The organism is Streptomyces sp. JLBT605 (assembly GCF_058215555.1).
Genome location: NZ_CM177087.1, coordinates 856,001 through 881,696, shown reverse-complemented (window position 1 = coordinate 881,696; position 25,696 = coordinate 856,001). Strand labels below are relative to the sequence as shown.

24 protein-coding genes and 1 riboswitch are annotated in these 25,696 nt (G+C 72.2%); of the genes, 18 read left to right on the top strand and 6 right to left on the bottom strand.

From position 1 onward, the window contains the following. Positions 1–101: 101 nt before the first annotated feature. The 3 genes from rpe (at position 102) to AC4BDD_RS04105 (ending at position 3,665) form a co-directional block, all read left to right on the top strand. Positions 102–788 carry a ribulose-phosphate 3-epimerase gene (rpe, locus tag AC4BDD_RS04115; protein ID WP_490689593.1) on the top strand — a complete coding sequence of 229 codons (687 nt, stop codon included), beginning with the start codon at positions 102–104 and terminating at the stop codon, positions 786–788. 128 nt (positions 789–916) lie between these two features. Continuing rightward, positions 917–1,924, top strand: coding sequence for a sugar-binding transcriptional regulator (locus AC4BDD_RS04110; protein WP_490689592.1), 1,008 nt, complete (start codon positions 917–919; stop codon positions 1,922–1,924). A gap of 301 nt (positions 1,925–2,225) precedes the next feature. Then, on the top strand, positions 2,226–3,665 hold the full coding sequence (locus AC4BDD_RS04105) for a GuaB1 family IMP dehydrogenase-related protein (protein ID WP_490689591.1): 1,440 nt from the start codon (positions 2,226–2,228) through the stop codon (positions 3,663–3,665). 115 nt (positions 3,666–3,780) lie between these two features. On the opposite strand, the gene AC4BDD_RS04100 is transcribed toward AC4BDD_RS04105, so the two are convergent. Next, a complete protein-coding gene (locus AC4BDD_RS04100; protein ID WP_490689590.1) occupies positions 3,781–4,500 on the bottom strand; it encodes a DUF2637 domain-containing protein in 720 nt (239 codons plus the stop codon). Between the two features lie 419 nt (positions 4,501–4,919). On the opposite strand from AC4BDD_RS04100, the gene AC4BDD_RS04095 reads away from it, so the two are divergent. Continuing rightward, on the top strand, positions 4,920–6,404 hold the full coding sequence (locus tag AC4BDD_RS04095; protein WP_490689589.1) for an amino acid permease: 1,485 nt from the start codon (positions 4,920–4,922) through the stop codon (positions 6,402–6,404). 70 nt (positions 6,405–6,474) lie between these two features. Here AC4BDD_RS04095 and AC4BDD_RS04090 read toward each other — a convergent pair whose 3' ends face one another. Further along, positions 6,475–7,137 carry an HNH endonuclease family protein gene (locus tag AC4BDD_RS04090; RefSeq protein WP_490689588.1) on the bottom strand — a complete coding sequence of 221 codons (663 nt, stop codon included), beginning with the start codon at positions 7,135–7,137 and terminating at the stop codon, positions 6,475–6,477. A 179-nt stretch (positions 7,138–7,316) separates the two neighbouring features. On the opposite strand from AC4BDD_RS04090, the gene AC4BDD_RS04085 reads away from it, so the two are divergent. The 5 genes from AC4BDD_RS04085 (at position 7,317) to AC4BDD_RS04065 (ending at position 12,407) form a co-directional block, all read left to right on the top strand. Next, positions 7,317–7,772, top strand: a complete 456-nt coding sequence (locus AC4BDD_RS04085) for an Lrp/AsnC family transcriptional regulator (RefSeq protein ID WP_490689587.1) — start codon at positions 7,317–7,319, stop codon at positions 7,770–7,772. Between the two features lie 98 nt (positions 7,773–7,870). Continuing rightward, positions 7,871–8,524 (top strand): PRC-barrel domain-containing protein, encoded by a 654-nt coding sequence (locus tag AC4BDD_RS04080; RefSeq protein WP_490689586.1) that lies wholly within the window; start codon positions 7,871–7,873, stop codon positions 8,522–8,524. 232 nt (positions 8,525–8,756) lie between these two features. After that, entirely contained in the window at positions 8,757–9,704 is a 948-nt protein-coding gene (locus AC4BDD_RS04075; protein ID WP_490689585.1) for a LysR family transcriptional regulator, read from the top strand. Positions 9,705–9,837: 133 nt separating this feature from the next. Continuing rightward, positions 9,838–10,635, top strand: a complete 798-nt coding sequence (locus AC4BDD_RS04070) for a carbon-nitrogen hydrolase family protein (RefSeq protein WP_490689584.1) — start codon at positions 9,838–9,840, stop codon at positions 10,633–10,635. Positions 10,636–10,694: 59 nt separating this feature from the next. Further along, a complete protein-coding gene (locus AC4BDD_RS04065) occupies positions 10,695–12,407 on the top strand; it encodes a flavin monoamine oxidase family protein (protein ID WP_490689583.1) in 1,713 nt (570 codons plus the stop codon). Between the two features lie 171 nt (positions 12,408–12,578). On the opposite strand, the gene AC4BDD_RS04060 is transcribed toward AC4BDD_RS04065, so the two are convergent. The 4 genes from AC4BDD_RS04060 to AC4BDD_RS04045 form a co-directional block, all read right to left on the bottom strand. Then, positions 12,579–13,253, bottom strand: a complete 675-nt coding sequence (locus AC4BDD_RS04060) for a DUF5995 family protein (protein ID WP_490691650.1) — start codon at positions 13,251–13,253, stop codon at positions 12,579–12,581. Between the two features lie 144 nt (positions 13,254–13,397). Further along, positions 13,398–14,777 (bottom strand): uracil-xanthine permease family protein, encoded by a 1,380-nt coding sequence (locus tag AC4BDD_RS04055; protein WP_490689582.1) that lies wholly within the window; start codon positions 14,775–14,777, stop codon positions 13,398–13,400. Positions 14,778–14,955: 178 nt separating this feature from the next. Beyond that, positions 14,956–15,666, bottom strand: a complete 711-nt coding sequence (locus tag AC4BDD_RS04050) for an ArsR/SmtB family transcription factor (protein ID WP_490689581.1) — start codon at positions 15,664–15,666, stop codon at positions 14,956–14,958. Positions 15,667–15,673: 7 nt separating this feature from the next. Further along, positions 15,674–17,110 carry an MFS transporter gene (locus tag AC4BDD_RS04045; protein ID WP_490689580.1) on the bottom strand — a complete coding sequence of 479 codons (1,437 nt, stop codon included), beginning with the start codon at positions 17,108–17,110 and terminating at the stop codon, positions 15,674–15,676. Positions 17,111–17,388: 278 nt separating this feature from the next. Then, positions 17,389–17,519: riboswitch (FMN riboswitch) on the top strand. Between the two features lie 156 nt (positions 17,520–17,675). Here AC4BDD_RS04045 and ribD point away from each other — a divergent pair. The 9 genes from ribD (at position 17,676) to AC4BDD_RS04000 (ending at position 25,675) form a co-directional block, all read left to right on the top strand. Continuing rightward, positions 17,676–18,821, top strand: a complete 1,146-nt coding sequence (gene ribD, locus AC4BDD_RS04040; protein ID WP_490689579.1) for a bifunctional diaminohydroxyphosphoribosylaminopyrimidine deaminase/5-amino-6-(5-phosphoribosylamino)uracil reductase RibD — start codon at positions 17,676–17,678, stop codon at positions 18,819–18,821. 1 nt (position 18,822) lies between these two features. After that, positions 18,823–19,461 carry a riboflavin synthase gene (locus AC4BDD_RS04035; RefSeq protein ID WP_490689578.1) on the top strand — a complete coding sequence of 213 codons (639 nt, stop codon included), beginning with the start codon at positions 18,823–18,825 and terminating at the stop codon, positions 19,459–19,461. Next, positions 19,458–20,744 (top strand): bifunctional 3,4-dihydroxy-2-butanone-4-phosphate synthase/GTP cyclohydrolase II, encoded by a 1,287-nt coding sequence (locus tag AC4BDD_RS04030; RefSeq protein WP_490689577.1) that lies wholly within the window; start codon positions 19,458–19,460, stop codon positions 20,742–20,744. The genes AC4BDD_RS04035 and AC4BDD_RS04030 overlap by 4 nt, the downstream gene beginning before the upstream one ends. Before the next feature lie 96 nt (positions 20,745–20,840). Further along, the gene (gene ribH / locus AC4BDD_RS04025) at positions 20,841–21,326 is read left to right on the top strand and encodes a 6,7-dimethyl-8-ribityllumazine synthase (protein ID WP_490689576.1); all 486 of its coding nucleotides are present in this window, start codon (positions 20,841–20,843) and stop codon (positions 21,324–21,326) included. 33 nt (positions 21,327–21,359) lie between these two features. Continuing rightward, a complete protein-coding gene (locus AC4BDD_RS04020; protein ID WP_398462219.1) occupies positions 21,360–21,632 on the top strand; it encodes a phosphoribosyl-ATP diphosphatase in 273 nt (90 codons plus the stop codon). 78 nt (positions 21,633–21,710) lie between these two features. Then, positions 21,711–22,559, top strand: a complete 849-nt coding sequence (gene hisG / locus AC4BDD_RS04015; RefSeq protein WP_490689575.1) for an ATP phosphoribosyltransferase — start codon at positions 21,711–21,713, stop codon at positions 22,557–22,559. Positions 22,560–22,609: 50 nt separating this feature from the next. Beyond that, positions 22,610–23,062, top strand: coding sequence for a PH domain-containing protein (locus tag AC4BDD_RS04010; protein ID WP_490689574.1), 453 nt, complete (start codon positions 22,610–22,612; stop codon positions 23,060–23,062). A 148-nt stretch (positions 23,063–23,210) separates the two neighbouring features. Beyond that, complete coding sequence (locus tag AC4BDD_RS04005) at positions 23,211–24,554, top strand: hemolysin family protein (RefSeq protein ID WP_490691649.1); 1,344 nt, start codon at positions 23,211–23,213, stop codon at positions 24,552–24,554. Continuing rightward, positions 24,551–25,675, top strand: coding sequence for a hemolysin family protein (locus AC4BDD_RS04000; RefSeq protein WP_490689573.1), 1,125 nt, complete (start codon positions 24,551–24,553; stop codon positions 25,673–25,675). The genes AC4BDD_RS04005 and AC4BDD_RS04000 overlap by 4 nt, the downstream gene beginning before the upstream one ends. Positions 25,676–25,696: the final 21 nt, after the last annotated feature.

The following is a 25,696-nucleotide window of genomic DNA, read 5'->3' as shown; positions in this document are numbered from 1 at the left end:
CCCACAGTGGTCCCCGAGACTGCGCTGCGGCGACCGCCGGAACGCGGGAGGCGGTACTCCCGCTGCCACAGCAGGCCGACGGCCGTGGCACCCTTGGCGCCATGGCCGTTCAGATCAACCCCAGTATCCTCTCCGCCGACTTCTCGCGCCTGGCGGAGGAGGCAGCAGCCGTCCACGGCGCCGACTGGCTGCACGTCGACGTGATGGACAACCACTTCGTCCCCAACCTCACGCTCGGTGTGCCGATCGTGGAGTCGCTGAGCCGGGCCACCAGCACGCCGCTCGACTGCCACCTGATGATCGAGGACCCGGACCGCTGGGCCCCGGCCTACGTCGAGGCGGGCGCCGGCTCGGTCACCTTCCACGCGGAGGCGGCCGCCGCCCCGGTGCGGCTGGCGCGGGAGATCCGGGCCAAGGGTGCGCGGGCGTCCATGGCGCTCAAGCCGGCCACGCCCATCGAGCCGTACGAGGACCTGCTGCCCGAGCTGGACATGCTGCTGGTGATGACGGTCGAGCCCGGATTCGGCGGTCAGGCGTTCCTCGACATCATGCTGCCCAAGATCCGCCGCACCCGGGAGCTGATCTCCAAGCACGGCCTGGAGCTGTGGCTGCAGGTGGACGGCGGGGTCTCCGCGTCCACCATCGAGCGCTGCGCCGAGGCGGGCGCCGATGTCTTCGTGGCCGGATCCGCGGTGTACGGGGCGCAGGACCCGGCGGAAGCCGTTCGTGGCCTGCGTGAACAGGCGAAGGCGGCGACGGCCGGCGCCGCCTGGGCGTGCGGCCATTGAGCCACCGCCAGATGAACGCAAGGGTGAAGGGCATCTTGGAACCGCCGTTTCTGACAGGATGACGGTGAGTCCAGAACGTGAACAGTGAGGAGACCGCGGTGTCGACGGGCGGCCGTTCAGCCACGCGGATGGGACCCGCCGAACTGGTGCAGGCGGCCGCCATGGCGCGCCGCTTCTACCTTGAGGGCAAGTCCAAGATCCAGATCGCCGAGGAGTTCGGCGTCAGCCGCTTCAAGGTCGCTCGGGTGCTCGAGACGGCGCTCGAGCGCGATCTGGTGCGCATCGAGATCCGCGTGCCCGCCGAGCTGGACGCGGAGCGCTCCGACGCGCTGCGCGCCCGCTACGGCCTGCGGCACGCCGTCGTCGTGGAGTCCCCGGCCGACGCCGAGGACACCGCCGCCGGCGGGGGCACCTCCACGGACCCGGAGAACCTCGGAGAGGTCGCCGCCGACCTGCTCGGCGAGCTGGTCGCCGAGGGCGATGTGCTCGGGCTGGCCTGGGGCCGGTCCACCATCCACATGGCCGCGGCGCTGCACCGGCTGCCGCCGTGCACCGTCGTCCAGCTCACCGGCGTCTACGACGCGGGCACGGCCGAGCGCGGCTCGGTCGAGGCGGTGCGCCGGGCCGCCCAGGTCGCCGGCGGCGAGGCGCACCCGATCTACGCCCCGATGCTGCTGCCGGACTCCGCGACCGCTGCCGCGCTGCGCGGGCAGACCGGGATCGCCCGAGCCTTCGAGTACTTCGACAAGGTCACCGTCGCCGCCGTGTCCATCGGCTCCTGGGAGGCGGGCATCTCCACGGTGTACGACATGCTCAGCGAGGAGGAGCGGGCGCACTACGCCTCCCTCGGCGCCGCCGCCGAGATGTCCGCCCACCTCTTCGACACCGAGGGCCGCCGGATCGGCCGCGACCTGGGCGAGCGGTGCATCACGGTGGAGGCCGACCGGCTGCGCCGCATCCCGGAGGTCGTCGCCATCGCGGGCGGCCGCCGCAAGGCCGCGGCGATCGGCGCGGTGCTCCGGTCCGGGCTGGTGACCAGCCTGGTGACGGACACCGCGGCCGCCGACTTCCTGCTGACCGAGACGGGCCCGGGGCCGCGGCCCGCGCTGGACCGGGCCGACCCGGACGGCTCCTGACAGACGCCTCGAGTCCCGGCTTGAGGGGTGTACGCCGCCCGGCCCGTACCGCGGGCCGGGCGCTCGCGTCCCCGGCTCCGACGGACGCATGCGTTCACCTTGTGAAGCCTTGGGAAGCCTTGGGCGAAGCTACAGACGAGGGCCGCCGCCGTTCGGACGAAGCCATGGAAATGCCGTCCGAAGTCTCGGAATCCTGGCGGAATCATGGATGATTGGTCCAGGAGCCGCAGCCTGATCCGATGCCGGTTCTGAGCTGACTTCCCGCCCGCTGCCCAGCAAAATCGCAGGTGAGAGAGTTAGCATGCGTTTTCTGAACGACTCCAAGCCCTCGTACGACCTGACGTACGACGATGTGTTCATGGTGCCGAGCCGCTCCGCGGTCGGCTCGCGGCAGGGTGTCGACCTGTCCGCGCAGGACGGCACCGGCACCACCATCCCGCTGGTCGTCGCCAACATGACCGCGATCGCCGGTCGCCGGATGGCCGAGACGGTCGCCCGCCGCGGTGGCCTGGTCGTCATCCCGCAGGACATCCCGATCGATGTCGTCACCGAGGTCATCGGCTGGGTCAAGAGCCGCCACCTGGTGCTCGACACCCCCATCGTCCTCTCCCCGACCGCCACCGTGGCCGACGCGCTGTCCCTGCTGCCGAAGCGGGCGCACGGCGCCGGCGTGGTGGTCGAGGACGGCCGGCCGGTCGGCGTGGTGACCGAGTCGGACCTGACCGGGGTGGACCGCTTCACCCAGCTGACCGAGGTCATGTCCAAGGACCTGCTGCTGCTCGACGCGGACCTCGACCCGCGCGAGGCGTTCAACCAGCTCGACGCCGCCCACCGCAAGCTCGCCCCCGCGGTCGACAAGGACGGCAAGCTCGTCGGCATCCTCACCCGCAAGGGCGCGCTGCGCGCCACCCTCTACACCCCCGCGGTCGACGCCGCCGGCCGGCTGCGGATCGCGGCCGCCGTCGGGATCAACGGCGATGTCGCCGGGCGCGCCAAGGCGCTGCTGGAGGCCGGGGTGGACACCCTGGTGGTGGACACCGCCCACGGGCACCAGGAGTCGATGATCAGCGCGCTGAAGGCGGTGCGCGGCCTCGACCCGCAGGTGCCGATCGTGGCGGGCAACGTGGTCGCCGCCGAGGGTGTGCGGGACCTCATCGAGGCCGGCGCCGACATCATCAAGGTCGGCGTGGGCCCCGGCGCCATGTGCACCACCCGGATGATGACCGGCGTGGGCCGGCCGCAGTTCTCCGCGGTGCTGGAGTGCGCCGCCGAGGCGCGCAAGTTCGGCAAGCACGTGTGGGCGGACGGCGGCGTCCGGCACCCGCGTGACGTGGCGATGGCGCTCGCCGCCGGTGCCTCCAACGTCATGGTCGGTTCCTGGTTCGCGGGCACCTACGAGTCGCCGGGCGACCTCCAGCACGCCGCGGACGGGCGCCCGTACAAGGAGAGCTTCGGCATGGCCTCCGCGCGCGCGGTGCGCAACCGCACCGCCGAGGAGTCGGCCTACGACCGGGCGCGCAAGGCGCTGTTCGAGGAGGGCATCTCCACCTCCCGGATGTTCCTGGACCCGGCCCGGCCGGGTGTCGAGGACCTGATCGACTCGATCATCGCCGGGGTGCGCAGCTCCTGCACCTACGCCGGAGCCGGCTCGCTGGAGGAGTTCCACGAGCGGGCCGTCGTCGGGGTGCAGAGCGCGGCCGGCTACGCCGAGGGCAAGCCGCTGCACGCCAGCTGGACCTGATCCGCGGGCGCCGTCCCGGGCGGACGGCACAAGCGAAGAACGCCGGGTGGTCCGGCTCCGCGAGGGTGCGGGGCCGGACCACCCGGCGTTCGCCGTTCGCCGGTACGGCGCGGCTTCAGCTCCGCTCCGGGCCGCGCTGGCGGGGCAGCGCGTGCCGGGGCGGGTTGTTGAGCGTGATCTGCCGGACCAGCTGGTGGAAGGAGACCAGCGCCGCCAGCGGCGGAAGCGCGGCGACCGACACCCCGGGCAGCGTCTTGGGCGCGTGGGCGACGCACAGCAGCACCGCGATCGCGGAGAAGAGCACCACCACGGCCCAGGAGTGCCCGGCCCCGCGGTGGTGCAGCGCGGCCCGCAGCACCGACAGCGAGGCGACCAGCCACGGCCCGTAGACCAGCAGCGGCCACCAGTCGGCCAGCGATTCGGTGGTGCTCGGCACGGCCAGGAAGCGCAGCGGACCGTAGGAGATCATCCCGCTGAGCACGCTCAGCATGGCGACGATCGCCGCGGTGATCGCGGCGAAGATCAGACTGGCCAGCTGGAGCCAGGGCATCACCGGCAGCCGGAAGCGGACCCGACGCCGCCGCCCGCGCCCCTTGACCGTGGCGGCATGGTGCCGGCGGATCGGTTCGGCGGCTTGCGTGTGCTCCTCGGTGGAGCTCCGCAGCAGCCGCGCCAGGTCTCCTTCGAGATCCCACCGGCTGTCCAGCGTCTCCGGGTCCGGCAGCGGCAGGCTGTGGATGTCGTACTCGGCGGCGAAGTCCAGCCGCTCTTCAGGGGGCCCATGGCCGGCGGGTTGGGACCCGTAGCCGGTCTGTCCCGGAGGGGGGTACGTCATGGTTATACGCCCGGTTCGGTCGTCGTACGGCACCGGGTGACGCCGGTGCCGATGGGGTGGTGGTCCGCGATCCGCTGGCTCTCTCTCGTCGTCACGTCCCACCAACGACGGCCAAAATGGTGGCGTATCGCTGCATTCGGGTGAAATAACGCACCCAGTCGGGTGTGCGGGGGGCTTGCAACGAATCCTCGCGCGCGACCCCTGCACGCAACGTTCGTATACGTATGCGCAATAATGATGCATTACGAGCGCGCAACCCAACTCGTAGGGTCTTGCGCTGTACGTGGAGTAGTGGCGGAGACCGTCAGCTCGGCGGTCCCCACCAGCGTGGTTCCTTGATCCAAGCCCACGCCCGGGCGTCCGCCGTGGGTCGCCGCCGTGCCGACCCCCCGACCGGCAGCGATGAAGGAGCCACTCAAGTGTTGGACCACGGTGTAGCCGCGCCCACCGGCGGTCGGCGTACCCCCGAGCCCCAGGGGCTGGGTGCCCGGCTGCTGCGTCGCAAGCCCGTCGAGCGGCTGGTCGCCGAAGGCGGCCAGGGTGAGGGCGGCACGCTGCGGCGCTCGCTCGGCGTGTGGCAGCTGACCATGATCAGCATAGGCGCGACGCTGGGCACCGGCATCTTCGTGGTGCTCGGCGAGGCCGTCCCGGACGCCGGGCCCGCGGTCGTCGTCTCCTTCGTGATCGCCGGCCTGACCGCGCTGTTCTCCGCGCTGTCCTACGCCGAGCTGGCGGGCACCATCCCGGTCGCCGGATCCTCCTACTCCTACACCTACGCCACCCTGGGCGAGCTGGTCGCCTGGATCTGCGGCTGGTGCCTGATCCTCGAGTACGGCGTGTCCGTGGCGGCGGTGGCCGTCGGCTGGGGCCAGTACCTCAACGAACTGCTCGACGGCACCCTCGGTTTCACCATCCCCGACGCCCTGGCCAACCCGCCGGGCGAGGACGGCGGCATCTTCAACCTGCCCGCGCTGCTCGTGGTGCTGCTGGCCATGGCCTTCCTGCTGGGCGGGGCCAAGGAGTCCGCCCGCGCCAACACGATCATGGTCGGGGTGAAGATCGCGGCACTGCTGCTCTTCTGCGGCGTCGCCTACACCGGCATCCGGGCCGGGAACTACACGCCGTTCATGCCCATGGGCATGGCGGGCGTCAGCGCCGCCGGTGCCACGCTGTTCTTCTCGTACATCGGATTCGACGCCGCCTCCACCGCGGGCGAGGAGGCCAAGAACCCGCAGCGGGACCTGCCGCGCGCGATCATGCTCTCCCTCGTCATCGTCACCGCGCTGTACTGCCTGGTCGCCGCCGTCGCTGTGGGCGCCCTGCCGTGGCGCCAGTTCGACGGCACCGAGGCCACCCTCGCCGGGATCATGGAGGACGTCACCGGGCAGGGCTTCTGGGCCGTCCTGCTGGCCGCCGGAGCGGTCGTCGCCATCGCGTCCGTCGTGCTGACCGTGCTCTACGGCCAGACCCGCATCCTCTTCGCGATGTCCCGGGACGGTCTGATGCCGACGATCTTCTCCAAGGTCCACCCGCGCACCGGCACCCCGCGCGCCAACACGGTGATCGTTTCGGTGTTCTGCGGCGTGCTCGCCGCGGCGGTCCCGCTGGCCCAGCTGGCGGACGCCACCAGCATCGGCACCCTCTTCGCCTTCGCCCTGGTCAACGTCGCGGTGATCGTGCTGCGCCGCACCCGCCCGATGATGAAGCGCACCTTCCGGGTGCCGATGTCCCCGCTCTTCCCCATCATCGGCTTCGGGCTGTGCGTGTGGATGATGAACGGCCTGGACACCATCACCTGGATGGTCTTCGGGGGCTGGATGGCCGTCGGTCTGGTCGTCTACTTCGGCTACGGGATGCGCCACTCCCGGCTGTCGGTCCCCGACAGCCCGGCCGACGCCGCGTAGCGGTCCGCCCGGTGTGACGCGAAGCCCCCTCGCCGGATCCTCCTGGGTCCCGGCGAGGGGGCTTTCGGCGTCAGCGCGCGAGCGTGTAGGTGATCTCGGAGTCATCGCAGCCCCGCGCCATGGCGCGCAGCTCGGTCACCTCGCGCTGATCGGCCGACAGCCCCCAGCGGGCCTTGGTCCGCAGCCAGTCCCGCAGATAGTGACAGTGGGCGCCGGCCAGCGCGGGCTTCCAGTCGGCCGGGTCCTTGTCGGCCTTCTGCCTGTTCTGCTGGGCCGTCACCGCCACCAGCGAACTGGACTGGTCCAGGTCGTTGGCGTACGCCTTGCGCTCTTCCGCGGACCAGTACCGGGCGCCGCTGCCCCACGCCTCCTTCAGCGGCACCATGTGGTCGATGTCCAGCCCACTGGCGTCCCTGACGACCTGGCCGTCGTAGTACGAGTACCACTGGCCGCCTTCGATGCTGCACCGCCCGGTCACCGTGGGCGCCTCGACCGCCTCCTCCAGCAGCACCTCGGCGCGGGTGTCGCAGCCGTCGCGGTCCTGGTCGATCCAGTGGGTGAACTTGCTGCGCGCGTACCCGTCGTTCCCTTCCGGCTCCACCGGCAGGTCCGCGATGGCCTGCTGGACCGTGGTGGTCACCGTGTCGCCGGGAGCGGCACCCGCGGGAGCCGCCGCTCCGACGACCGCCGCGGTGACGACGCCACCGATGGTCAGCGTCCTGGCCATGCCCATCCATGCACCTCCTGTCATATTTACTGACAAAAGAGGCATACCGGGCGGGCGTCGTCATCCAGCCACACGCGAGCGGAGATCGCTCGTGCGTACCAATGTGTTCTACTTCCGATACGGGACGCGACGGTCCCGACCGGCCCCCGCAAGACGTCATTCGAACGAGAAGTGATCCACCCGCAGTGCGACTGAACGAACTCGATGAACGCATCGTCCATGCCCTCGCCGAGGATGCGCGGCGCAGTTACGCCGACATCGGCGCCGAGGTCGGGCTCTCCGCGCCCGCGGTGAAGCGGCGGGTGGACCGGCTGCGCGCCGAGGGCGCCATCACCGGCTTCACCGTGCGGGTGGACCCGGCGGCGCTCGGCTGGGAGACCGAGGGCATGGTGGAGCTCTACTGCCGGCACAACACCTCGCCCGAGGACATCCGGCGCGGGCTGTCCCGCTACCCGGAGGTGGTGTCGGCGTCGACCGTCACCGGCGACGCGGACGCGATCGTGTCGGTGTTCGCCTCGGACATGCGGCACTTCGAGCGGGTCCTGGAGCGGATCGCGGGGGAGCCGTTCGTGGAGCGCACCAAGTCGGTGCTGGTCCTCTCACCGCTGCTGCGCCGGTTCAGCTCGGGGGCTCCCGGGTAGACGGCGTCTTCTCCTCTCGGGATCACCATCCCGCCGTTTTGTCACCGGGGCAGGGGTAACCCGGTCGGTGGGGTGACAACCGACCGAAGGAGGACGCAGTGATCACCAGGGAGCAGATCCCGGCGGTGCTCGATCACCCCGTCTACGACACGGAGGGCACCAAGATCGGGAACGCCAAGCACGTCTTCCTCGACGACGTCACCGGCAAGCCGGACTGGGTCAGCGTGCGGACCGGGCTGTTCGGCATGAGCGAGTCGTTCGTGCCCATCCAGGAAGCGCGGCTGGTCCAGGATCACCTCGAAGTGCCCTTCACCAAGAGCAAGGTGAAGGGCGCTCCGCATGTCGACGTCGACTCCGGCGGCCACCTGTCGGTGGATGAGGAACGGAAGCTGTACCGCCACTACGGCCTGGAGTGGGCAACCACCACCGGCCCCGAGGCCGGCGGCCCCGGCATGGGCGGGATGGGCGGCGGCCCAGAGACGGGCGGCACCGGCCGGGCGGCCACTGCCCCGCCCCCCGACCAGACCATGGGCCGTGGCCCGCAGCCGGAACGAGCCAAGATGACCGAGCCGTACCCCGGCGCGGGCATGGGCTCTCCCGGCGCGGCCGAAGGCACCGGTACCGGCATGAGCCCAGGCCGCGGCATGGGCGCCGGAGACACCCCCGAGACGCCCGGTGAGTCGATGGGTGGCACCCGCAAACGGCCGGACGAAACCGACGAAGGCGAGGGCGGCCCCAGGCCCATGCCGTAACGCCTGCCCCTCCCGCCGGAGGCTAGCGGTCGTACGACGGCGGAAGGGGGCATACCGGGGCACCCCCCCCCGCAGGACGGCGAACCAATCGAGTCCACTTCCCGAGCGAGCAGTCAGGTTCGCCGTCTGTGGGGGCACCCCCGGACGGAGTCTGGGGGAGAGGTGCCCCGGTGGGCCCCCGACCCACCGGGAGTATTGCTCTCACCGCAACACCCCCACGGATACTTGCGTCATGCGCAATGAAGCTGGTGGGAGCACCCCCCAGAGACAACCCCTGGATCTGAATCTGCTGATCGCGCTGGACGCGCTGCTCGCCGAGGAGAGCGTCACCGGTGCCGCCGACCGCCTCGGTCTCTCCGGCCCGGCGATGAGCCGCACCCTCGGCCGCATCCGGCGCGCCCTAGGCGACCCGGTCCTGGTGCGGGCCGGCCGCCACATGGTCCCCACCCCCCGCGCGCTGGCCATCCGCGCCGAGGTCGGCCGGCTGGTCGAGGACGCCCGGTCGCTGTTCGCCGCCGGATCGCCCGCGAACCCCGCCACTCTCACCCGGGCCTTCACCCTCAGCGCCTACGACGGACATGTGGTGGCCTTCGGCCCCGGTCTCCTGGAGCGCACCGCCCGCACCGCCCCCGGGGTCGCGCTGCGCTTCCTCGCCGAGGGCTCGGACGCGGTGCCCTCCCTCCGCGACGGCACCGTCGACCTGGAGATCGGGGTCATCGACCGCAACGAGCCGGAGATCCGCATCGAATCGCTGCTCGAGGACCGGATGGTCGGGCTCGTCCGCCCCGGCCACCCGCTCAGCCAGGGCCGGGTGACCGTGCAGCGCTTCGCGGCCGCCCAGCACCTGGCCGTCTCCCGGCGCGGGCGGCTCTCCGGCCCGGTCGACGCGGCGCTGGCCGCACGCGGCCTGCGCCGCCGGGTCGTCGGCACCGCACCCACCTTCGCCGCCTCGCTCTTCATGCTGCTCCGCGGCGACGTGGTCGGGTTCGCCGCCGAGCGGATCGACGCGGCCGCGATCGCCGCGCTGGGGCTGGTCACCTTCGAGGTCCCGCTGGAGCTGCCGCCGCTGCCGATCGCCATGGCCTGGCACCCACGGCAGGACGCGGACGGCGGCCACCAGTGGCTGCGCGGGCTGGTCCGCGATGTGGTCCACGACACTCTCGGAGGCTCCACGCAATGAATCGCCGCCCATCGGCCGGTACGCGAAACGAATCGACAGCCAGTCCGCAATGGTCGCGCCTTGTCCGGAAATCGACGCGGACCGTACCGTCTTTACGTCCCCCTGACGGCCCGTGTCCCGCCCGAGGTCTGCCATGCCGCCGCTGCGCACCGCCCTGCTCCAGAGCTCCGGTCACCCCGGCGACGTCGCCCACAACCTCAAGGCCCTGGACCAGGCAGTGGCCGAGGCGGCCGAGGCCGGCGCCCGGCTGCTGGTGACCTCCGAGATGTTCCTCACCGGCTACGCCATAGGCGACGACGTGCAGCGGCTGGCCGAGCCCGCCGACGGACCGTCCGGCCAGGCCATCGCCGAGATCGCCCGCCGCCACGGCGTCGCCGTCCTGTACGGCTACCCCGAGCGGGCCGGCGAGGTCGTCCACAACTCGGCGCGGCTGATCGGCCGCGACGGCACGGCGCTGGCGAACTACCGCAAGACCCATCTCTTCGGCTGCTTCGAGAACGAGCAGTTCACCCCCGGTGACACCCCGGTCGTCCAGGCCGAGCTCGACGGGCTGCGGATCGGCATCATGATCTGCTACGACGTGGAGTTCCCGGAGAACGTCCGCGCCCACGCACTGGCCGGCACCGATCTGCTGCTGGTGCCCACCGCCCAGATGCACCCCTTCCAGTTCGTCGCCGAACAACTCGTGCCGGTCCGGGCCTTCGAGAACCAGATGTACATCGCGTACGTCAACCGCACCGGCCCGGAGGGCGAGTTCGAGTTCGTCGGACTGAGCTGCCTGGCGAGCCCTGACGGCGCCACCCGCACCCGCGCCGGCCGCGGCGAGGAGACGGTGGTCGGCGAGGTCGACCCCGAGCTGCTCGCCGCCTCCCGCGAGAACAACCCCTATCTGCGCGACCGCCGCCCCGGGCTGTACGCGTCGCTCATCTGAACCGGATCCTTCCGGCCCCGTCCCCTCCCCAGTTCGACCGCGCAAGGAGTCCGTACCCGATGACGTCCACGGTGCCCACGGCCGTCCACGACGACCACGAGCGGCAGCAGGAGTCCGCTCTGCCGCCGATCACCATGTTCGGCCCGGACTTCCCCTACGCCTATGACGACTTCCTGGCCCACCCGGCCGGTCTCGGCCAGGTGCCGGCCACCGAGCACGGCACCGAGGTCGCCATCATCGGCGGTGGCCTGTCCGGCATCGTCGCGGCGTACGAGCTGATGAAGATGGGCTGCAAGCCCGTCGTCTACGAGGCCGACCAGATCGGCGGACGGCTGCGCACCGTCGGCTTCGAGGGCCCGCAGACCGAGGGTCTGACCGCGGAGATGGGCGCGATGCGCTTCCCGCCGAGCTCCACCGCCCTCCAGCACTACATCGACCTGGTGGACCTCAAGACGGCGCCGTTCCCCAACCCGCTGGCCCCGGACACCCCCTCGACCGTCGTCGACCTCAAGGGCGAGTCGCACTACGCGGAGAGCATCGACGACCTGCCGCAGGTGTACCGCGATGTGATGGACGCCTGGAACGCCTGTCTGGAGGAGGGCGCGGACTTCTCCGACATGAACCGCGCCATGCGCGAGCGCGACGTCCCGCGGATCCGCGAGATCTGGGCCAAGCTCGTCGAGAAGCTCGACAACCAGACCTTCTACGGCTACCTCTGCGACTCCGAGGCGTTCAAGTCCTTCCGGCACCGCGAGATCTTCGGCCAGGTCGGCTTCGGCACCGGCGGCTGGGACACCGACTTCCCCAACTCCATCCTGGAGATCCTGCGCGTCGTCTACACCGAGGCCGACGACCACCACCGCGGCATCGTCGGCGGCAGCCAGCAGCTTCCGCTGCGGCTGTGGGAGCGCGAGCCCGGCAAGATCACGCACTGGGAGCAGGGCACCTCGCTGGCGAAGCTGCACGGCGGCGAGCCGCGCCCGGCCGTCACCCGGCTGCACCGCACCGCGGGCAACCGGATCACCGTGACCGACGCCTCCGGCGACATCCGCACCTACCGGGCGGCCGTCTTCACCGCCCAGTCCTGGATGCTGCTGTCGAAGATCGAGTGCGATGACTCGCTCTTCCCCATCGACCACTGGACGGCGATGGAGCGCACCCACTACATGGAGTCCTCCAAGCTCTTCGTCCCGGTGGACCGCCCGTTCTGGCTGGACAAGGACGAGGAGACCGGCCGTGACGTGATGTCGATGACGCTCACCGACCGGATGACCCGCGGCACCTACCTGCTGGACAACGGCCCGGACCGGCCCGCCGTCATCTGCCTCTCGTACACCTGGTGCGACGACAGCCTCAAGTGGCTGCCGCTCTCCGCGAACGAGCGGATGGAGGTCATGCTGAAGTCGCTGTCGGAGATCTATCCGAAGGTCGACATCCGCAAGCACATCATCGGCAACCCGGTGACCGTCTCCTGGGAGAACGAGCCCTACTTCATGGGCGCGTTCAAGGCCAACCTGCCCGGCCACTACCGCTACCAGCGCCGCCTGTTCACCCACTTCATGCAGGACCGGCTGCCGGAGGACAAGCGCGGCATCTTCCTCGCCGGTGACGACATCTCCTGGACGGCGGGCTGGGCCGAGGGCGCCGTGACGACCGCGCTCAACGCCGTGTGGGGCGTGATGCACCACCTCGGCGGGGCCACGGACGCCACCAACCCCGGCCCCGGCGACGTCTACGACGAGATCGCGCCGGTGGAGCTGCCGGAGGACTGACCTCCGCGTCCCACCCCACCCATGAACCCGGGCCGCTGCCAGGCGCTTGACGTTTGGCAGCGGCCCGCATCCAATCCGCCACCGGCCACCGGCCACCGGCCACCGGCCACCGGCCACCGGCCACCGGCCACCGGCCCACCCGGCTTCCGGTGCGCCACGCGGCCCGTGTGTTCAGCGCAGCGGGGTGAGCAGGAAGCGGCCGATCATGCCGACGCCGGTGTCGATGCGCTCGGCGAACTCCGCGGCCAGTTCGGGGAGCTTCCGCAGCCCCCACATGCCCCGGAACGACGCCCAGGCCGCGTCCCGGGCGCGCTCCAGGCTCCAGGAGCCCACCACATGGGTGAGCGGATCGGCCACGTCCAGCAGATCCGGGCCGGGCATCAGCTCCTCCCTGATCCGCTCCTCCATGGCGACCAGCAGATCGCCGACCCGGTCGAAGTCGCCCTCCAGGGCGTGCGGTTCGAGTCCCCGCGCCCGGCAGGTGTCGACCAGGGCCAGCGCCAGATCGTGCCCGATATGCGCGTTGATGCCCGCCAGGGCGAACTGCACCGGCCGGACGGCCGGATGGGCGCGCGCTTGGAAGAGCGGGCGCCAGCAGGCCGGCGGCCGCCGCCCGGTCGCGGCGGCGTCCACCGCGACCAGATAACGGGCGGCGAACCGGACGGCGAGGTCCTCCGCGCGCCCCGGATCCGGGAAGTACCCCTCTCCCAGCCGGCGGCCGACCTCGTCCGTGACCGACAGATACACCTGGTTGAAGACCGCCACTCCGTCCCGGGGCGGCAGTGCGGAATCGAGCTCGCGCATGCGCGCGACCACCGCGTCCACGCTGTCCGCGGTGCGGGGCATCGGTTCTGGCTGCGCGGGGATGCGGGGGATCTGCGGAAGAGTGTGCTCCTCGGCCGGGTTCATGGCACCCAGCGTCCCAGCGGCGGTCCGCCCCGGGCCGCGATGCGGCCCCGCTTCCCCGGAACGGACTAACGTCCCTCTGCGTCAGGCCGTTTCGCGGTCGTACGCGCTGGTGCCCCCGTCCAGCAGGGGTTCCTGCTGCTTCAGATGGGCCGGGGCCAGCGCGCGCAGCACGTGGTAGCCGGTGATGACGACGATCGTGCCGAGCGCGATCCCGCTGAGCTCGAAGTTGTCGCTGATCTTCAGGCCGACGCCCCCGACGCCGATGATGACCCCCGCCGCCACCGGCACCAGGTTCAGCGGATTGCGCAGGTCCACCGCGTTGTGCACCCAGATCTGCGCGCCGAGCAGCCCGATCATGCCGTAGAGGATCACGGTGATCCCGCCGAGCACGCCCCCGGGGATCGCCGCCACGACCGCGCCGAACTTGGGGCAGAGGCCGAAGAGCAGCGCGAAGCAGGCGGCGGCCCAGTACGCGGCCGTGGAGTAGACGCGGGTGGCCGCCATGACGCCGATGTTCTCGGAGTACGTGGTGGTGGCCGGGCCGCCCACCGCGGTGGAGAGCATGGTGGCCGCGCCGTCCGCCGCGATGGCCGTGCCCAGCGTGTCGTCCAGCGGGTCGTCGATCATCTCGCCGACCGCCTTCACATGCCCCGCGTTCTCCGCGATCAGCGCGATCACCACCGGCAGCGCCACCAGGATCGCCGACCAGGAGAAGCTCGGCGCGTGCAGCGAGGGCAGCCCGATCCAGTCCGCCTTGCCCACCGCGGACAGGTCCAGCCGCCAGTGGTCCACGGCCTCCGCGCCGCCGTTCACCGAGTGGATCTTGCCGAAGATCCGGTCCAGCGACCAGGAGAGGACGTAGCCGAAGACCAGTCCGAGGAAGATCGCGACGCGGGACCAGAAGCCGCGCAGGCAGACCACGGCGAGCCCGGTGAACAGCATGGTCAGCAGCGCGGTCCACTGGTCGGCCGGCCAGTAGACGCGGGCGGTGACCGGCGCCAGGTTGAAGCCGATCAGCATCACCACGGCACCGGTGACGACCGGCGGCATCGTCGCGTGGATGATCCGCGCGCCGAAGCGCCGCACCGCCAGCCCGCTGAGGAACAGCACCGCGCCGACCACCAGGATCGCGCCCGTCACCGCCGCGGTCCCGCCGCCCTGGGCGCGGATGACCGCGGCCACTCCGACGAACGACAGGCTGCACCCGAGGTAGCTGGGCACCCGGCCGCGGGTGGCCAGCAGGAAGAGCATGGTGGCGACACCCGACATCATGATGGCGAGATTCGGGTCGAGTCCCATCAGAACGGGTGCGACGAACGACGCCCCGAACATGGCCACCACATGCTGGGCGCCCAGCCCGGCCGTCCTCGGCCACGACAGCCGCTCGTCCGGTCTGACCACGGCTCCCGGGGCGGGGGTGCGCCCGTCGCCGTGCAGGGTCCAGCGCACGCCCAGGCCCATGACTGCTCCACTTCTGCTGCTCTTCAGATGATCGGACCTATGTTAGTGGCCAGTAAGTGAGCCGCTGCCTGCGATGGATAGGCGCAACCTGCTCGATCCCTGGAAATCGCAGGCCAGGAGCTGGGTTTCCTTGAGAATGAGCTTCGGTGCGGAGTTTCGGTGGCGGGAAATGCCCGGGTCAGACGGCGAGCCGCAGGCCGAGCAGGCGCTCCAGCGCCCGCTCCCCCTCGGCGCTCACCCGCAGCGCCCGCGCGCTTCCGATCCGCACGCACCAGCCGGCGTCCAGCGCATGACGGCACAGCGCCGCCCCGGCCACACCCGCCAGATGGGGCTTGCGTTCCGTCCAGTCCAGACAGCCTCGGGCCAGCGGCCGGCGGCCACGCGGGGCAGCCGCCAGGTCCACACCCAGCTCCCGGAACCACGCCAGGCCCGCGTCGGTCAGCGCGAACCCGGTCGTCTGCTGCACCAGGCCGCGCTCGACCATCGCCTCGGTGATGCCGGTGCCGAGCCGGCCGGCGAGGTGGTCGTAGCAGGTACGGGCCCGCGCCATGGCACTGCTCGCACCGGCCGCCCGCAGGGTGCGCGGGGCGGCTCCGGGCGCGGCGTGCGCCGACAGGTCCTCGATGAGCTGCGCCACCTCCGCATCGGCCAGCCGTACGTACCGGTGGCGCCCCTGCCGCTCCTGCGCGAGCAGCCCGCCCTCGACCAGACGGCTGAGGTGCTCGCTGGCCGTGGAGGCGGCGACGCCCGCGTGGCGGGCCAGCTCACCGGCGGTCCAGGCCCGGCCGTCGAGCAGGGCGAGCAGGAAGGCGGCCCGCGTCTCGTCCGCCAGCAGCGCGGCGAACCGGGCCAGCCGTGGGCCACCGGAGGAGAGCTCGGGGTGCGTCATGCCCTCATCATGCCCGCGGGACACTTCGGCGACCGCCGAAATCTCCCGCCTCCTCGCTCCGGTCGCCTCGCCCGCGCGGCCCGGTGCCGCGGCGCAGCACGGCGGCGCCCGGCACCAGCCCCAGGGCCAGCCCGGTGACCAGGACGAAGGAGACCGTCAGCGAGGTGAGGTCGGCGAGGGAGCCCATCGCCGCCGGGGCGATCAGCCCCGAGGTGTAGGTGATGGTGGCGACCCCGGCTATCGACTGGCTGGGCGCCGGCCCCCCAGCGGAGCCGCGGGGCTCCCCGTCCCGCTGCTTCCCCAGCCTTCGGCCGGGGGTGCCCCCATCTCGCTCCTCCCCCAGCCTTCGGCCGGGGGTGCCCCCATCTCGCTCCTCCCCCAGCCTTCGGCCGGGGGTGCCCCCATCTCGCTGCTTCCCCAGCCTTCGGCCGGGGGTGCCCCCATCTCGCTTCGCTCGCCCGGCGGCGGCGAAGGCGAGCGGCACCACCACGGCGATGCCCAGGCCGATGAAGGCGAAGCCGCCGACCGCGACCGCCGCCCCCGGTGCCGTCACCACCACCAGCCCGCCCAGGGTGGCGAGGACACCGCCGGCCCGCACGGTACGTACCGGGCCGAGCCGGCCCACCACCGCGTCCCCGGCCAGCCGGGCGGCGGCCATGGTGCAGGCGAACGCGGTGGTACAGGCGGCCGCGACGCCGGGGGAGGAGCCCAGCACCTCGCGCAGATAGACCGCCGACCAGTCCAGACTCGCCCCCTCCGCGAAGACCGCGCAGAAGCCGACCGCCCCGATGGCCAGCGCGGAGCGCGGCGGCAGGGCGAAGCGCGGTGGCGGGTGCTCGTCCGGAGGACTGCGCAGGTCCGGCACCCAGCGGCAGACGACCATCCCGAGGGCGGTGAGCGCGGCGGCCGCGGCCCCCAGGTGCAGCCGCGCGTCCGTGCCGGTGTGCGCGGCGACGGTGCCCGCCGCCGAGCCGAGCAGCGCCCCCACGCTCCACATGCCGTGCAGGCCGGACATGATGGACCTGCCCAGGCGCTCCTCGATCTCCACGCCCAGCGCGTTCATCGCCACATCCGCCATGCCGGAGGCCGCGCCGTAGACGAACAGCGCGCCGCACAGCCACACCAGGCCAGGGGAGAGCGGGGGCAGCGCCAGTGACGCGCACCACAGGGCGAGCAGTCCGCGCAGTGCGGCCCGCGCGCCGAAGCGGTGGCTGATCCGGCCGGCCAGGGGCATCGCGACCGAGGAGCCGATCGCGGGGAAGGCGAGTGCCAGGCCGAGCGCGCCCGCGCTGATGTCCAAGTGCTCCTGGAGCCAGGGGACGCGGGTGGCGAAGTTGCCGGTGACGGTGCCATGCACCGCGAAGACCGCCGCGACGGCGAGGCGCGCCCGCCGCACCTCGGGCACCCCCGGCCCGCCCGCGGACCCGGTCGCACTGGTGTCCATCCGCCGTCCCCTCCCGCACCGGCCGGTACCGGCCCGCTGGGCAAGCCTGCCCGGCGAACGCGTTTTCGCCAGCCCCGCCCGAACGGTTCGAGCCTCCCCGCGTAACCGCCCGCTGACGTGTGGTCAGCCATCAGGCCCGGGCGACGGCCCGCACCGCCCGGTGCCGCCGGCCCCGCATCGCCGGGCCCGCGGGCGCGCGGCAGGTGAGGGAAGCCACAGAGAAGCCGCCTCCAGTCGGCGCGATCGCGCATGGCACACTGGTGGCGTACCAGTGACGTCAGCGCACTCCGGGGTCGGTGAAAATCCGAACCGGCGGTTACAGTCCGCGACCCGTCCGCAGCCAGCGGCCGGTTGACCAGGTGAAATTCCTGGACCGACGGTTAAAGTCCGGATGGGAGGCAGTGCGCGGCGGGCGAAGCACCGGTGCGCCGCTGCCGGCGGTCCGTTCGTTCCCGTGATGGGGGGACGGCCCGTTTCCCGGCGTCGGCGTCTTAGCGGTGCTACCTTCCCGCTTCTGTCGACTCAGACAGCCCCGGAGTCCGTGCCCAGCAGGCAGGAGGACCCGGTGGCCACCGCAGCCGAAACCCGCGCGATGCGCCGCGCCATCGCGCTCGCCGCCCACGGCCTCGGCCACACCAGCCCCAATCCGGTCGTCGGCTGCGTCGTCCTCGACGCCCACGGCGAGCCGGTCGGAGAAGGCTGGCACCGGCGCGCGGGCGGCCCGCACGCCGAGGTGAACGCACTCCGCGCGGCCGGCGACCGGGCCCGCGGCGGAACCGCCGTCGTCACCCTGGAACCCTGCAACCACACCGGACGCACCGGTCCGTGCGCCCAGGCCCTGATCGCCGCCGGAGTCGCCCGCGTCGTCTACGCCGTCGCCGACCCCACCCCGGCGGCGGGCGCCGGCGCCGCCACCCTCGCCGCCGCCGGCATCGAGGTCGAGGCCGGGCTGCTGGCCGAGGAGGCCGAGGCCGGCAACATCGCCTGGCTGACCGCCGTCCGGCTCGGCCGCCCCTTCGTGGTGTGGAAGTACGCCGCGACCCTGGACGGCCGCATCGCCGCCGCCGACGGCAGCAGCCGCTGGATCACCTCGCCGGACTCCCGCGCCGATGTGCACCGGCTGCGCGCCGAGGCCGACGCGGTCGTCGTCGGATCCGGCACCCTGCGGACCGACGACCCGCATCTGGCCGTGCGCGGCCGGGACGACGTGACCCAGCCGCTGCGGGTGGTCGTCGACACCCACGCGATGATCCTGCCGAGCGCCCGCGTCCTGGACGACGCGGCACCGACCCTGATCGCCGTCTCCGAGGAGGCCGACACCCGGCACCTGCCCGGCGTCGAGGTCCTGCGGCTGCCGGGCGACGACACCGGACTCGGCATCCACGCCCTGCTCACCGCCCTCCACCAGCGCGGGGTGCGCTCGGTGCTGCTGGAGGGCGGGCCGACCCTCGCCGGGTCCTTCATCGCCGCCGGCGCCGTCGACCAGGTCGTCGGCTACCTCGCCCCGGCGCTGCTCGGCGACGGCCCGGCCGCGCTCGGCGACGCCGGAATCACCACCATCACGCAGGCGTTGCGCCTCGAGATGACCGACGCCACCCGGCTCGGCCCCGACCTGCGCGTCACCGCCGTGCCCGCACCACCGGCACCACCCGCAGAACCACCCGCAGCACCACCAGCCACCGCCACTGCGACCGACTCCGAGGAGAACTGACGTGTTCACGGGAATCGTTGAAGAACTGGGTGAGGTTGTCGCCGTCGAGAACCTCGGCGACTCCTCGCGCTTCCGGCTGCGCGGCCCGCTCGTCACCCAGGGCGCCAAGCACGGCGACTCCATCGCGGTCAACGGCGTCTGTCTGACCGTCGTGGACACCGCGGACGGCGAGTTCACCGCCGATGTGATGGCCGAGACCCTGAAGCGCTCCAGCCTCGGCGTCCTGGCGCCCGGCTCCCGGATCAACCTGGAGCGGCCCATGGAGCTCGGCGGCCGGCTCGGCGGCCACCTCGTCCAGGGACACGTCGACGGCACCGGCACCATCCTCGGGCGGACCCCCGGCGAGCACTGGGAGATCGTCGAGATCTCGCTGCCGGACGACCTCGCCCGTTATGTCGTGGAGAAGGGCTCCATCACGGTCGACGGCATCAGCCTCACCGTCGTCGACGCCGCCGACGACCACTTCACCGTCAGCCTCATCCCGACCACCCTCGCCCTCACCACCCTGGGCATCAAGCAGGCCGGCGACCCGGTCAACCTCGAGGTCGACGTGGTCGCGAAGTACGTCGAGCGGCTGATGGGCCACGAGGCGCGGCACGCCCGTCACGGGCAGGAAAGCGAAGAAGGAGGCCGGGCATGACCGTCCTGCAGAGTGTGCGGAGCTGGACCGACGACCTGGTCCTCGACCCCGTCGAACGGGCGATCGCCGAGATCGCCGCCGGCCGGCCGGTGGTCGTCGTCGACGACGAGAACCGCGAGAACGAGGGCGACCTCATCGTGGCCGCCGAGAAGGTGACCCCGGAGATCGTCGCCTTCATGATGAGCGAGTGCCGCGGCCTGATCTGCGCCACGCTCGAGGGCGCCGACCTGGACCGGCTGGACCTGCCGCAGATGGTCCAGCAGAACACCGAGTCGATGCGGACCGCCTTCACCGTCTCCGTCGACGCCACCGCCGAGCACGGCGTGAGCACCGGCATCTCCGCGGCCGACCGGGCCACCACCCTGCGCCTGCTCGCCGATCCGCACAGCGTCCCCGGCGACTTCGCCCGCCCCGGCCACATCTTCCCGCTGCGCGCCCGGCCCGGTGGCGTGCTCGTGCGCGACGGCCACACCGAGGCCGGTGTGGACCTCGCCCGGCTGGCCGGACTGCGCCCGGCCGCCGCGATCGTGGAGATCGCCGGCGAGGACGGCGTCATGTTGCGCCTGCCGGAGCTGGTCGCCTTCGCCCGCAAGCACGGCCTGGCGATCATCTCCATCGAGGACCTGATCGCGTACCGCAGGTCCGACGAGCCGACCGTGCGGCGCGAGGCCGAGACCCGGCTGCCCACCGCCTCCGGTGAGTTCCGGGCGTACGGCTACCGCTCCACCACCGACGGCGTCGAGCACGTCGCACTGGTCGCGGGCGAGCTCGGCGACGGCGAGGACGTGCTGGTTCGGGTCCACTCCGAGTGCCTGACCGGCGACATCTTCGGCTCGCTGCGCTGCGACTGCGGCCCGCAGCTGCACACCGCCCTGGAGCGGGTCGCCACCGAGGGCCGCGGCGTGGTGCTCTACCTGCGCGGACACGAGGGCCGCGGCATCGGGCTGCTGTCCAAGCTGCGCGCCTACGAGCTGCAGGAGCTGGGCCACGACACCCTGGACGCCAACCTGGAGCTCGGCCTCCCCGCCGACGCCCGCGACTACGCGGCCGGCGCCCAGATCCTCGCCGACCTGGGCGTGCGTTCGCTGCGCCTGATGACCAACAACCCCGACAAGACCGACGCGATGGTCCGGTACGGGCTGCGGGTCACCGGCCGGGAGCCGATGCCGGTGCAGGCCGGCGAGCACAATTACCGCTATCTGCGGACGAAGCGGGACAGGATGGGCCACGATCTGCCGTGGCTGGACAGCAGTGAGCCGGTGTCCGCCTGCGGCAGCCAGTGACCCCGGCCGCCCGCATCGGCACACCGGCATTCAGCACCAGACAGCACAGCACCAGACAGCACAGCAGCACAGCACCGAGAAGCACCGAGGAGAGACATGAGCGGTAAGGGCGCCCCCGAGCTGACCGTGAAGAACTGCGGCGACCTGCGCGTGGCCGTGGTGGCCGCGCAGTGGCACACCCAGGTGATGGACGGCCTGGTGGACGGCGCGCTGCGCGCCCTCCACGAGCTGGGCATCGACGAGCCGACCCTGCTGCGCGTGCCCGGCAGCTTCGAGCTGCCGGTCGTCGCCAAGGTGCTGGCCGGCCGCGGCTACGACGCGGTCGTCGCCCTCGGCGTCGTCATCCGCGGCGGCACCCCGCACTTCGAGTACGTCTGCCAGGGCGTCACCCAGGGCCTGACCCAGGTCAGCATCGACACCGGGGTCCCGATCGGCTTCGGCGTACTGACCTGTGACAACGAGGAGCAGGCGCTGGACCGGGCCGGCCTGCCGGGCTCCACGGAGGACAAGGGGCACGAAGCGGTCACCGCGGCCGTCGCCACCGCGGCCACCCTCCGCTCGGTCTCCGAGCCCTGGCGCTGATCCGGCCGGGGACCGAAGTAGGCTAAGGGCACCATGGCCAACAAGACATTCGAGGAGCTCTTCACCGAGCTCCAGCAGAAGGCCGCCACCGGCGACCCCAGCACCTCCCGCACCGCCGAGCTGGTGGGCAAGGGCGTGCACGCGATCGGCAAGAAGGTCGTCGAAGAGGCCGCCGAGGTGTGGATGGCCGCCGAGCACGAGGGCGCGGACCGCACCGCCGAAGAGATCTCCCAGCTGCTGTACCACCTTCAGGTGATGATGGTCGCCCGGGGGATCTCGCTCGACGACGTATACGCTCACCTCTGATCTCCGCGCCCTCCGGCAACCTGCCCGAAACGCACCGCCCCCTCCCGAACGCCCCGACGTACGAAGGAAGTCGCTCTCATGCTGCGCATCGCCGTCCCCAACAAGGGTTCACTGTCCGAGCCTGCGTCGGCGATGCTCCATGAGGCGGGCTACCGGCAGCGCAAGGACCGCAGGGAACTCGTGCTCGTGGACTCGGACAACGAGGTCGAGTTCTTCTTCCTCCGCCCGCGCGACATCGCCGTCTACGTCGGCTCCGGCCGCCTGGACATCGGCATCACCGGCCGCGACCTGCTGCTCGACTCCGGCTCCCAGGCCGAGGAGATCATGCAGCTCGGATTCGCCGGGTCCACCTTCCGCTACGCCACCCGCCCCGGCACCGCCAAGGACGTCAGCGAGTTCGGCGGCATGACCGTGGCCACCTCCTTCTCGGGCCTGGTCTCCAAGCACCTCGCCGACCACGGCGTGGACGCCTCCGTCGTCCGCCTCGACGGCGCCGTCGAGACCGCCATCCAGCTCGGCGTCGCGGAGATCATCGCCGATGTCGTCGAAACCGGCACCACCCTGCGCAACGCAGGTCTGGAGATCATCGGCGAGCCCATCCTGGAGTCCGAGGCCGTCGTCATCCGGCGCACCGGCGCCCCCGCCGACGACCCCAAGGTCCAGCAGTTCCTCCGCCGCATGCAGGGCGTCCTGGTCGCCCGCCGCTACGTGATGATGGACTACGACATCCGGGTCGAGCAGGTGGAGCGCGCGGTGGCGCTCACCCCCGGCCTGGAGTCGCCCACCGTCTCCCCCCTGCACCACGAGGGCTGGGTCGCGGTCCGCTCCATGGTCCCGGCCAAGGAGGCCCAGCGGATCATGGACGAGCTGTACGAACTGGGCGCGCGGGCCATCCTCACCACCGGCATCCACGCCTGCCGCCTGTAGGGCGTCCCGCCCGCCGCCGAACCCCGCCTGACGACGAAGGACCGAACGCCGTGTCCGCCCCCGCACCCCTGCCCGAGCTCCCGGTCACCTTCCGGCCGACCCGCACCCGGATCGTCCTGCTGACCATCGGGGCCGCACTGTTCGCCGTCCTCACCGCCGTCGCGCTGCTGCTGACCCGGCTGAGCCCGGGGGAGAAGGTCTCCTTCATCGTCACCGGGCTGCTGTTCTTCCTGGCCCTGCTGCGGTTCAGCCGTCCCAAGGTCATCGCCGACCAGGACGGCGTCACCGTCGTCAATCTGCTCAACAGCCGCCGTCTGGCCTGGCCGGAGGTGCTCCGCGTCAACCTCCGGTCCGGCGACCCCTGGGTCTACCTGGACCTGGCCGACGGCACCAGCCTGCCGGCCATGGGCATCCAGCCCGGCATCGCCAAGGCACAGGCGATCGAGGACGCCCGGACGCTGCGCGCCCTCGCCGAGACGTACGGCACATCTTCGCGCGATTGATCGTCGTGTTTACTCTGTTCCCAAGGCGCACCCTGCGCCCCGCCCCGGAAACCGGGCTCCTGCGACCCGAGGAGTGACTCCCTCCAGCGATGGACGGATCGTCCTGTAGTACCTGCGCCGCCCCCTCTCAGAAGGCGGCGGCATGAGCATCACACTCTCTCTTCTGCTGCTCGCCGCGGCACTCGTCCTGATCCTGGCCAACGGCTTCTTCGTCGCCGCCGAGTTCGGCCTGGTGACCGTCGAGCGCGCGGACGCCGAGCGCGCCGCGGCCGAAGGCGACCGCCGGGCCGACACCGTCGCCCGGTCGCTGCGCGAGCTGTCCTTCCAGCTCTCCGGCACCCAACTCGGCATCACCATCACCTCCCTGGTCGTCGGCATGCTCGCCGAGCCCGCGCTCGGCCGGCTGCTGACCACCCCGGTCACCGCCACCGGGCTGCCGCACGGCGCGGTGCCCGGTGTCGCCGTGGTCCTGGGCATGCTGGTGGCCTCCGCCGTCCAGATGGTCATCGGCGAGCTCGTGCCGAAGAACTGGGCGGTCTCCCGGCCGATGCAGGTGGCCCGCTTCGTCGCCGGCCCGCAGTACGCCTTCGCCCGCTTCTTCCGGCCGCTGATCGCCCTGCTCAACACCGTCGCCAACCGGCTGGTGCGGAGCCTGGGCGTGGAGCCGACCGAGGAGCTGGCCTCCGCCCGCACCCCCGGCGAACTCGTCTCGCTCGCCCGCCACTCGGCCCAGGCCGGAGCCATCGAGCAGGACACCGCGGACCTGTTCGTCCGCACCCTGTCGCTCGGCGAGCTGACCGCCCAGCACGTGATGACCCCGCGCGTGCGCGTCAGCGCCCTGCAGTCCACCGCCACCGCCGAGGACGTGCTCAACCTCACCCGGGCCACCGGCCTGTCCCGCTTCCCGGTCTACCGGGAGCGGCTGGACGAGGTGATCGGCATGGTCCACCTCAAGGACGCGCTCGCGGTGCCCGCGCCGATGCGGCTGCGCACCCCCGCCGGACGCATCGCCAAGCCCCCGCTGCTGGTGCCCGAGACGCTGCCGGTCCAGCCGCTGCTGGAGCGGCTGCGCAGCGAGCAGCCGATAGCCGTGGTCGTCGACGAGTACGGCGGCACGGCAGGCGTGGTCACCCTGGAGGACATCGTGGAGGAACTCGTCGGCGAGGTACGCGACGAGCACGACGACGAAGCCGCCGACAGCCCCGACCTGACCCAGCTGTCGACGACCGAGGACGGCCGGCCCGTCTGGGAGGCCGATGGCAGCTGCCGCGTCGACACCCTGGCCCGCATCGGGCTCCAGGCCCCCGACGGGCCCTACGAGACGCTCGCCGGACTCGTCGCCGACCTGCTGGCCCGGATCCCGGCGCCCGGCGACGTCGCTGAACTGCCCGGCTGGAAGCTGGCCGTCCGGCAGGTCGGCCACCACCGGGCGGAGCGGGTGCGGATCGTCCGCGCCAGCACCGCCCCGGCTCCTGTGGGAGCGGACCGATGACCGCCGTGCAACTCCTGTTCGCCGCGCTGCTGGTGCTGGCCAACGGATTCTTCGTCGGCGCGGAGTTCGCGCTGGTCTCGGTACGCCGCAGCCAGATCGAGCCGCTCGCGGCGGACTCGGCGCGTGCCCGCACCGTGCTGACCGGGCTGGAGAGCCTGCCGCAGATGATGGCGGCGGCCCAGTTCGGCATCACCATCTGCTCGCTGACCCTCGGCGCGGTCGCCGAGCCGACCGTCGCCCAGCTGCTGGAGCCGGTCTTCCACGCCGTCCACCTCCCCGGACAGCTGGTGCACCCGCTCGGCTACGCCATCGCGCTGGCCGCCGTGGTCTGCCTGCACCTGGTCATCGGCGAGATGCTGCCCAAGAACCTGGCCATGGCCGCGCCGGAGAAGACCGCGTTGTGGCTGGCGCCCGGCCTGGTCGCCTTCGCCCGGGTGTGCCGCCCGGTCACGGTGGCCCTCGGTGCCTGCGCGCGCTGGGTGCTGCGGCTGTTCCGGGTCGAGCCCAAGGACGAGGTGGAGGCGGTCTTCACCAGCGAGCAGCTCACCCATCTGGTGGCCGACTCCCGGCAGGCCGGGCTGCTCGACCCGGACGAGCACGAGCGGCTCGCGGACGCCCTGGAGCTGGGCAGCCGCCCGGTCACCGACGTGCTGCTGGACCCGGCCGGGCTGGTCACCGTCGACCCGTCCGTGACCCCGCGGCAGATCGAGGAGCTGGCGGTGCGCACCGGCTACTCGCGCTTCCCGGTGCGCGGGCCCGGCGGCGCCTTCATGGGCTACCTCCACGTCAAGGACGTGCTGGACCAGGAGGACGGGGAGCGTGCCGTGCCCCAGCACCTCTGGCGGCCGATCGAGACCCTGCGGGCCGAACTGCCGCTGGACGACGTGCTCACCGTGATGCGCAGGGCGGCGTCCCATCTGGCCGCCGTCACCGACGCCTCGGGGAAGGTGCTGGGGCTGGTGGCGCTGGAGGACGTGCTGGAGATGCTGGTCGGTGAGGTCCGCGACCCGGCGCACCGGCCCGGGCGCCGGACCGCGGCGCCTGTTCCGGCCGATGGCCGGGTGACGGGGCAGCGGACGGGGGTGGCGGCGTCTGCCGACGAGCGGGAGATGGTCGGCTGAGCGGAGGGGGAGGGCGGGGGC

Coding starts and splice junctions, on each gene's coding strand:
- rpe (WP_490689593.1), top strand. CDS start 102: ATGGCCGTTCAGATCAACCCCAGTATCCTCTCCGCCGACTTCTCGCGC.
- AC4BDD_RS04060 (WP_490691650.1), bottom strand. CDS start 13,253: ATGCCCCGCACCGCGGACAGCGTGGACGCGGTGGTCGCGCGCATGCGC.
- AC4BDD_RS04110 (WP_490689592.1), top strand. CDS start 917: ATGGGACCCGCCGAACTGGTGCAGGCGGCCGCCATGGCGCGCCGCTTC.
- AC4BDD_RS04100 (WP_490689590.1), bottom strand. CDS start 4,500: ATGACGTACCCCCCTCCGGGACAGACCGGCTACGGGTCCCAACCCGCC.
- hisG (WP_490689575.1), top strand. CDS start 21,711: ATGCTGCGCATCGCCGTCCCCAACAAGGGTTCACTGTCCGAGCCTGCG.
- AC4BDD_RS04065 (WP_490689583.1), top strand. CDS start 10,695: ATGACGTCCACGGTGCCCACGGCCGTCCACGACGACCACGAGCGGCAG.
- ribH (WP_490689576.1), top strand. CDS start 20,841: ATGAGCGGTAAGGGCGCCCCCGAGCTGACCGTGAAGAACTGCGGCGAC.
- AC4BDD_RS04000 (WP_490689573.1), top strand. CDS start 24,551: ATGACCGCCGTGCAACTCCTGTTCGCCGCGCTGCTGGTGCTGGCCAAC.
- AC4BDD_RS04090 (WP_490689588.1), bottom strand. CDS start 7,137: ATGGGCATGGCCAGGACGCTGACCATCGGTGGCGTCGTCACCGCGGCG.
- AC4BDD_RS04020 (WP_398462219.1), top strand. CDS start 21,360: ATGGCCAACAAGACATTCGAGGAGCTCTTCACCGAGCTCCAGCAGAAG.
- AC4BDD_RS04075 (WP_490689585.1), top strand. CDS start 8,757: ATGCGCAATGAAGCTGGTGGGAGCACCCCCCAGAGACAACCCCTGGAT.
- AC4BDD_RS04055 (WP_490689582.1), bottom strand. CDS start 14,777: ATGGGCCTGGGCGTGCGCTGGACCCTGCACGGCGACGGGCGCACCCCC.
- AC4BDD_RS04045 (WP_490689580.1), bottom strand. CDS start 17,110: ATGGACACCAGTGCGACCGGGTCCGCGGGCGGGCCGGGGGTGCCCGAG.
- AC4BDD_RS04050 (WP_490689581.1), bottom strand. CDS start 15,666: ATGACGCACCCCGAGCTCTCCTCCGGTGGCCCACGGCTGGCCCGGTTC.
- AC4BDD_RS04105 (WP_490689591.1), top strand. CDS start 2,226: ATGCGTTTTCTGAACGACTCCAAGCCCTCGTACGACCTGACGTACGAC.
- AC4BDD_RS04070 (WP_490689584.1), top strand. CDS start 9,838: ATGCCGCCGCTGCGCACCGCCCTGCTCCAGAGCTCCGGTCACCCCGGC.
- AC4BDD_RS04030 (WP_490689577.1), top strand. CDS start 19,458: ATGACCGTCCTGCAGAGTGTGCGGAGCTGGACCGACGACCTGGTCCTC.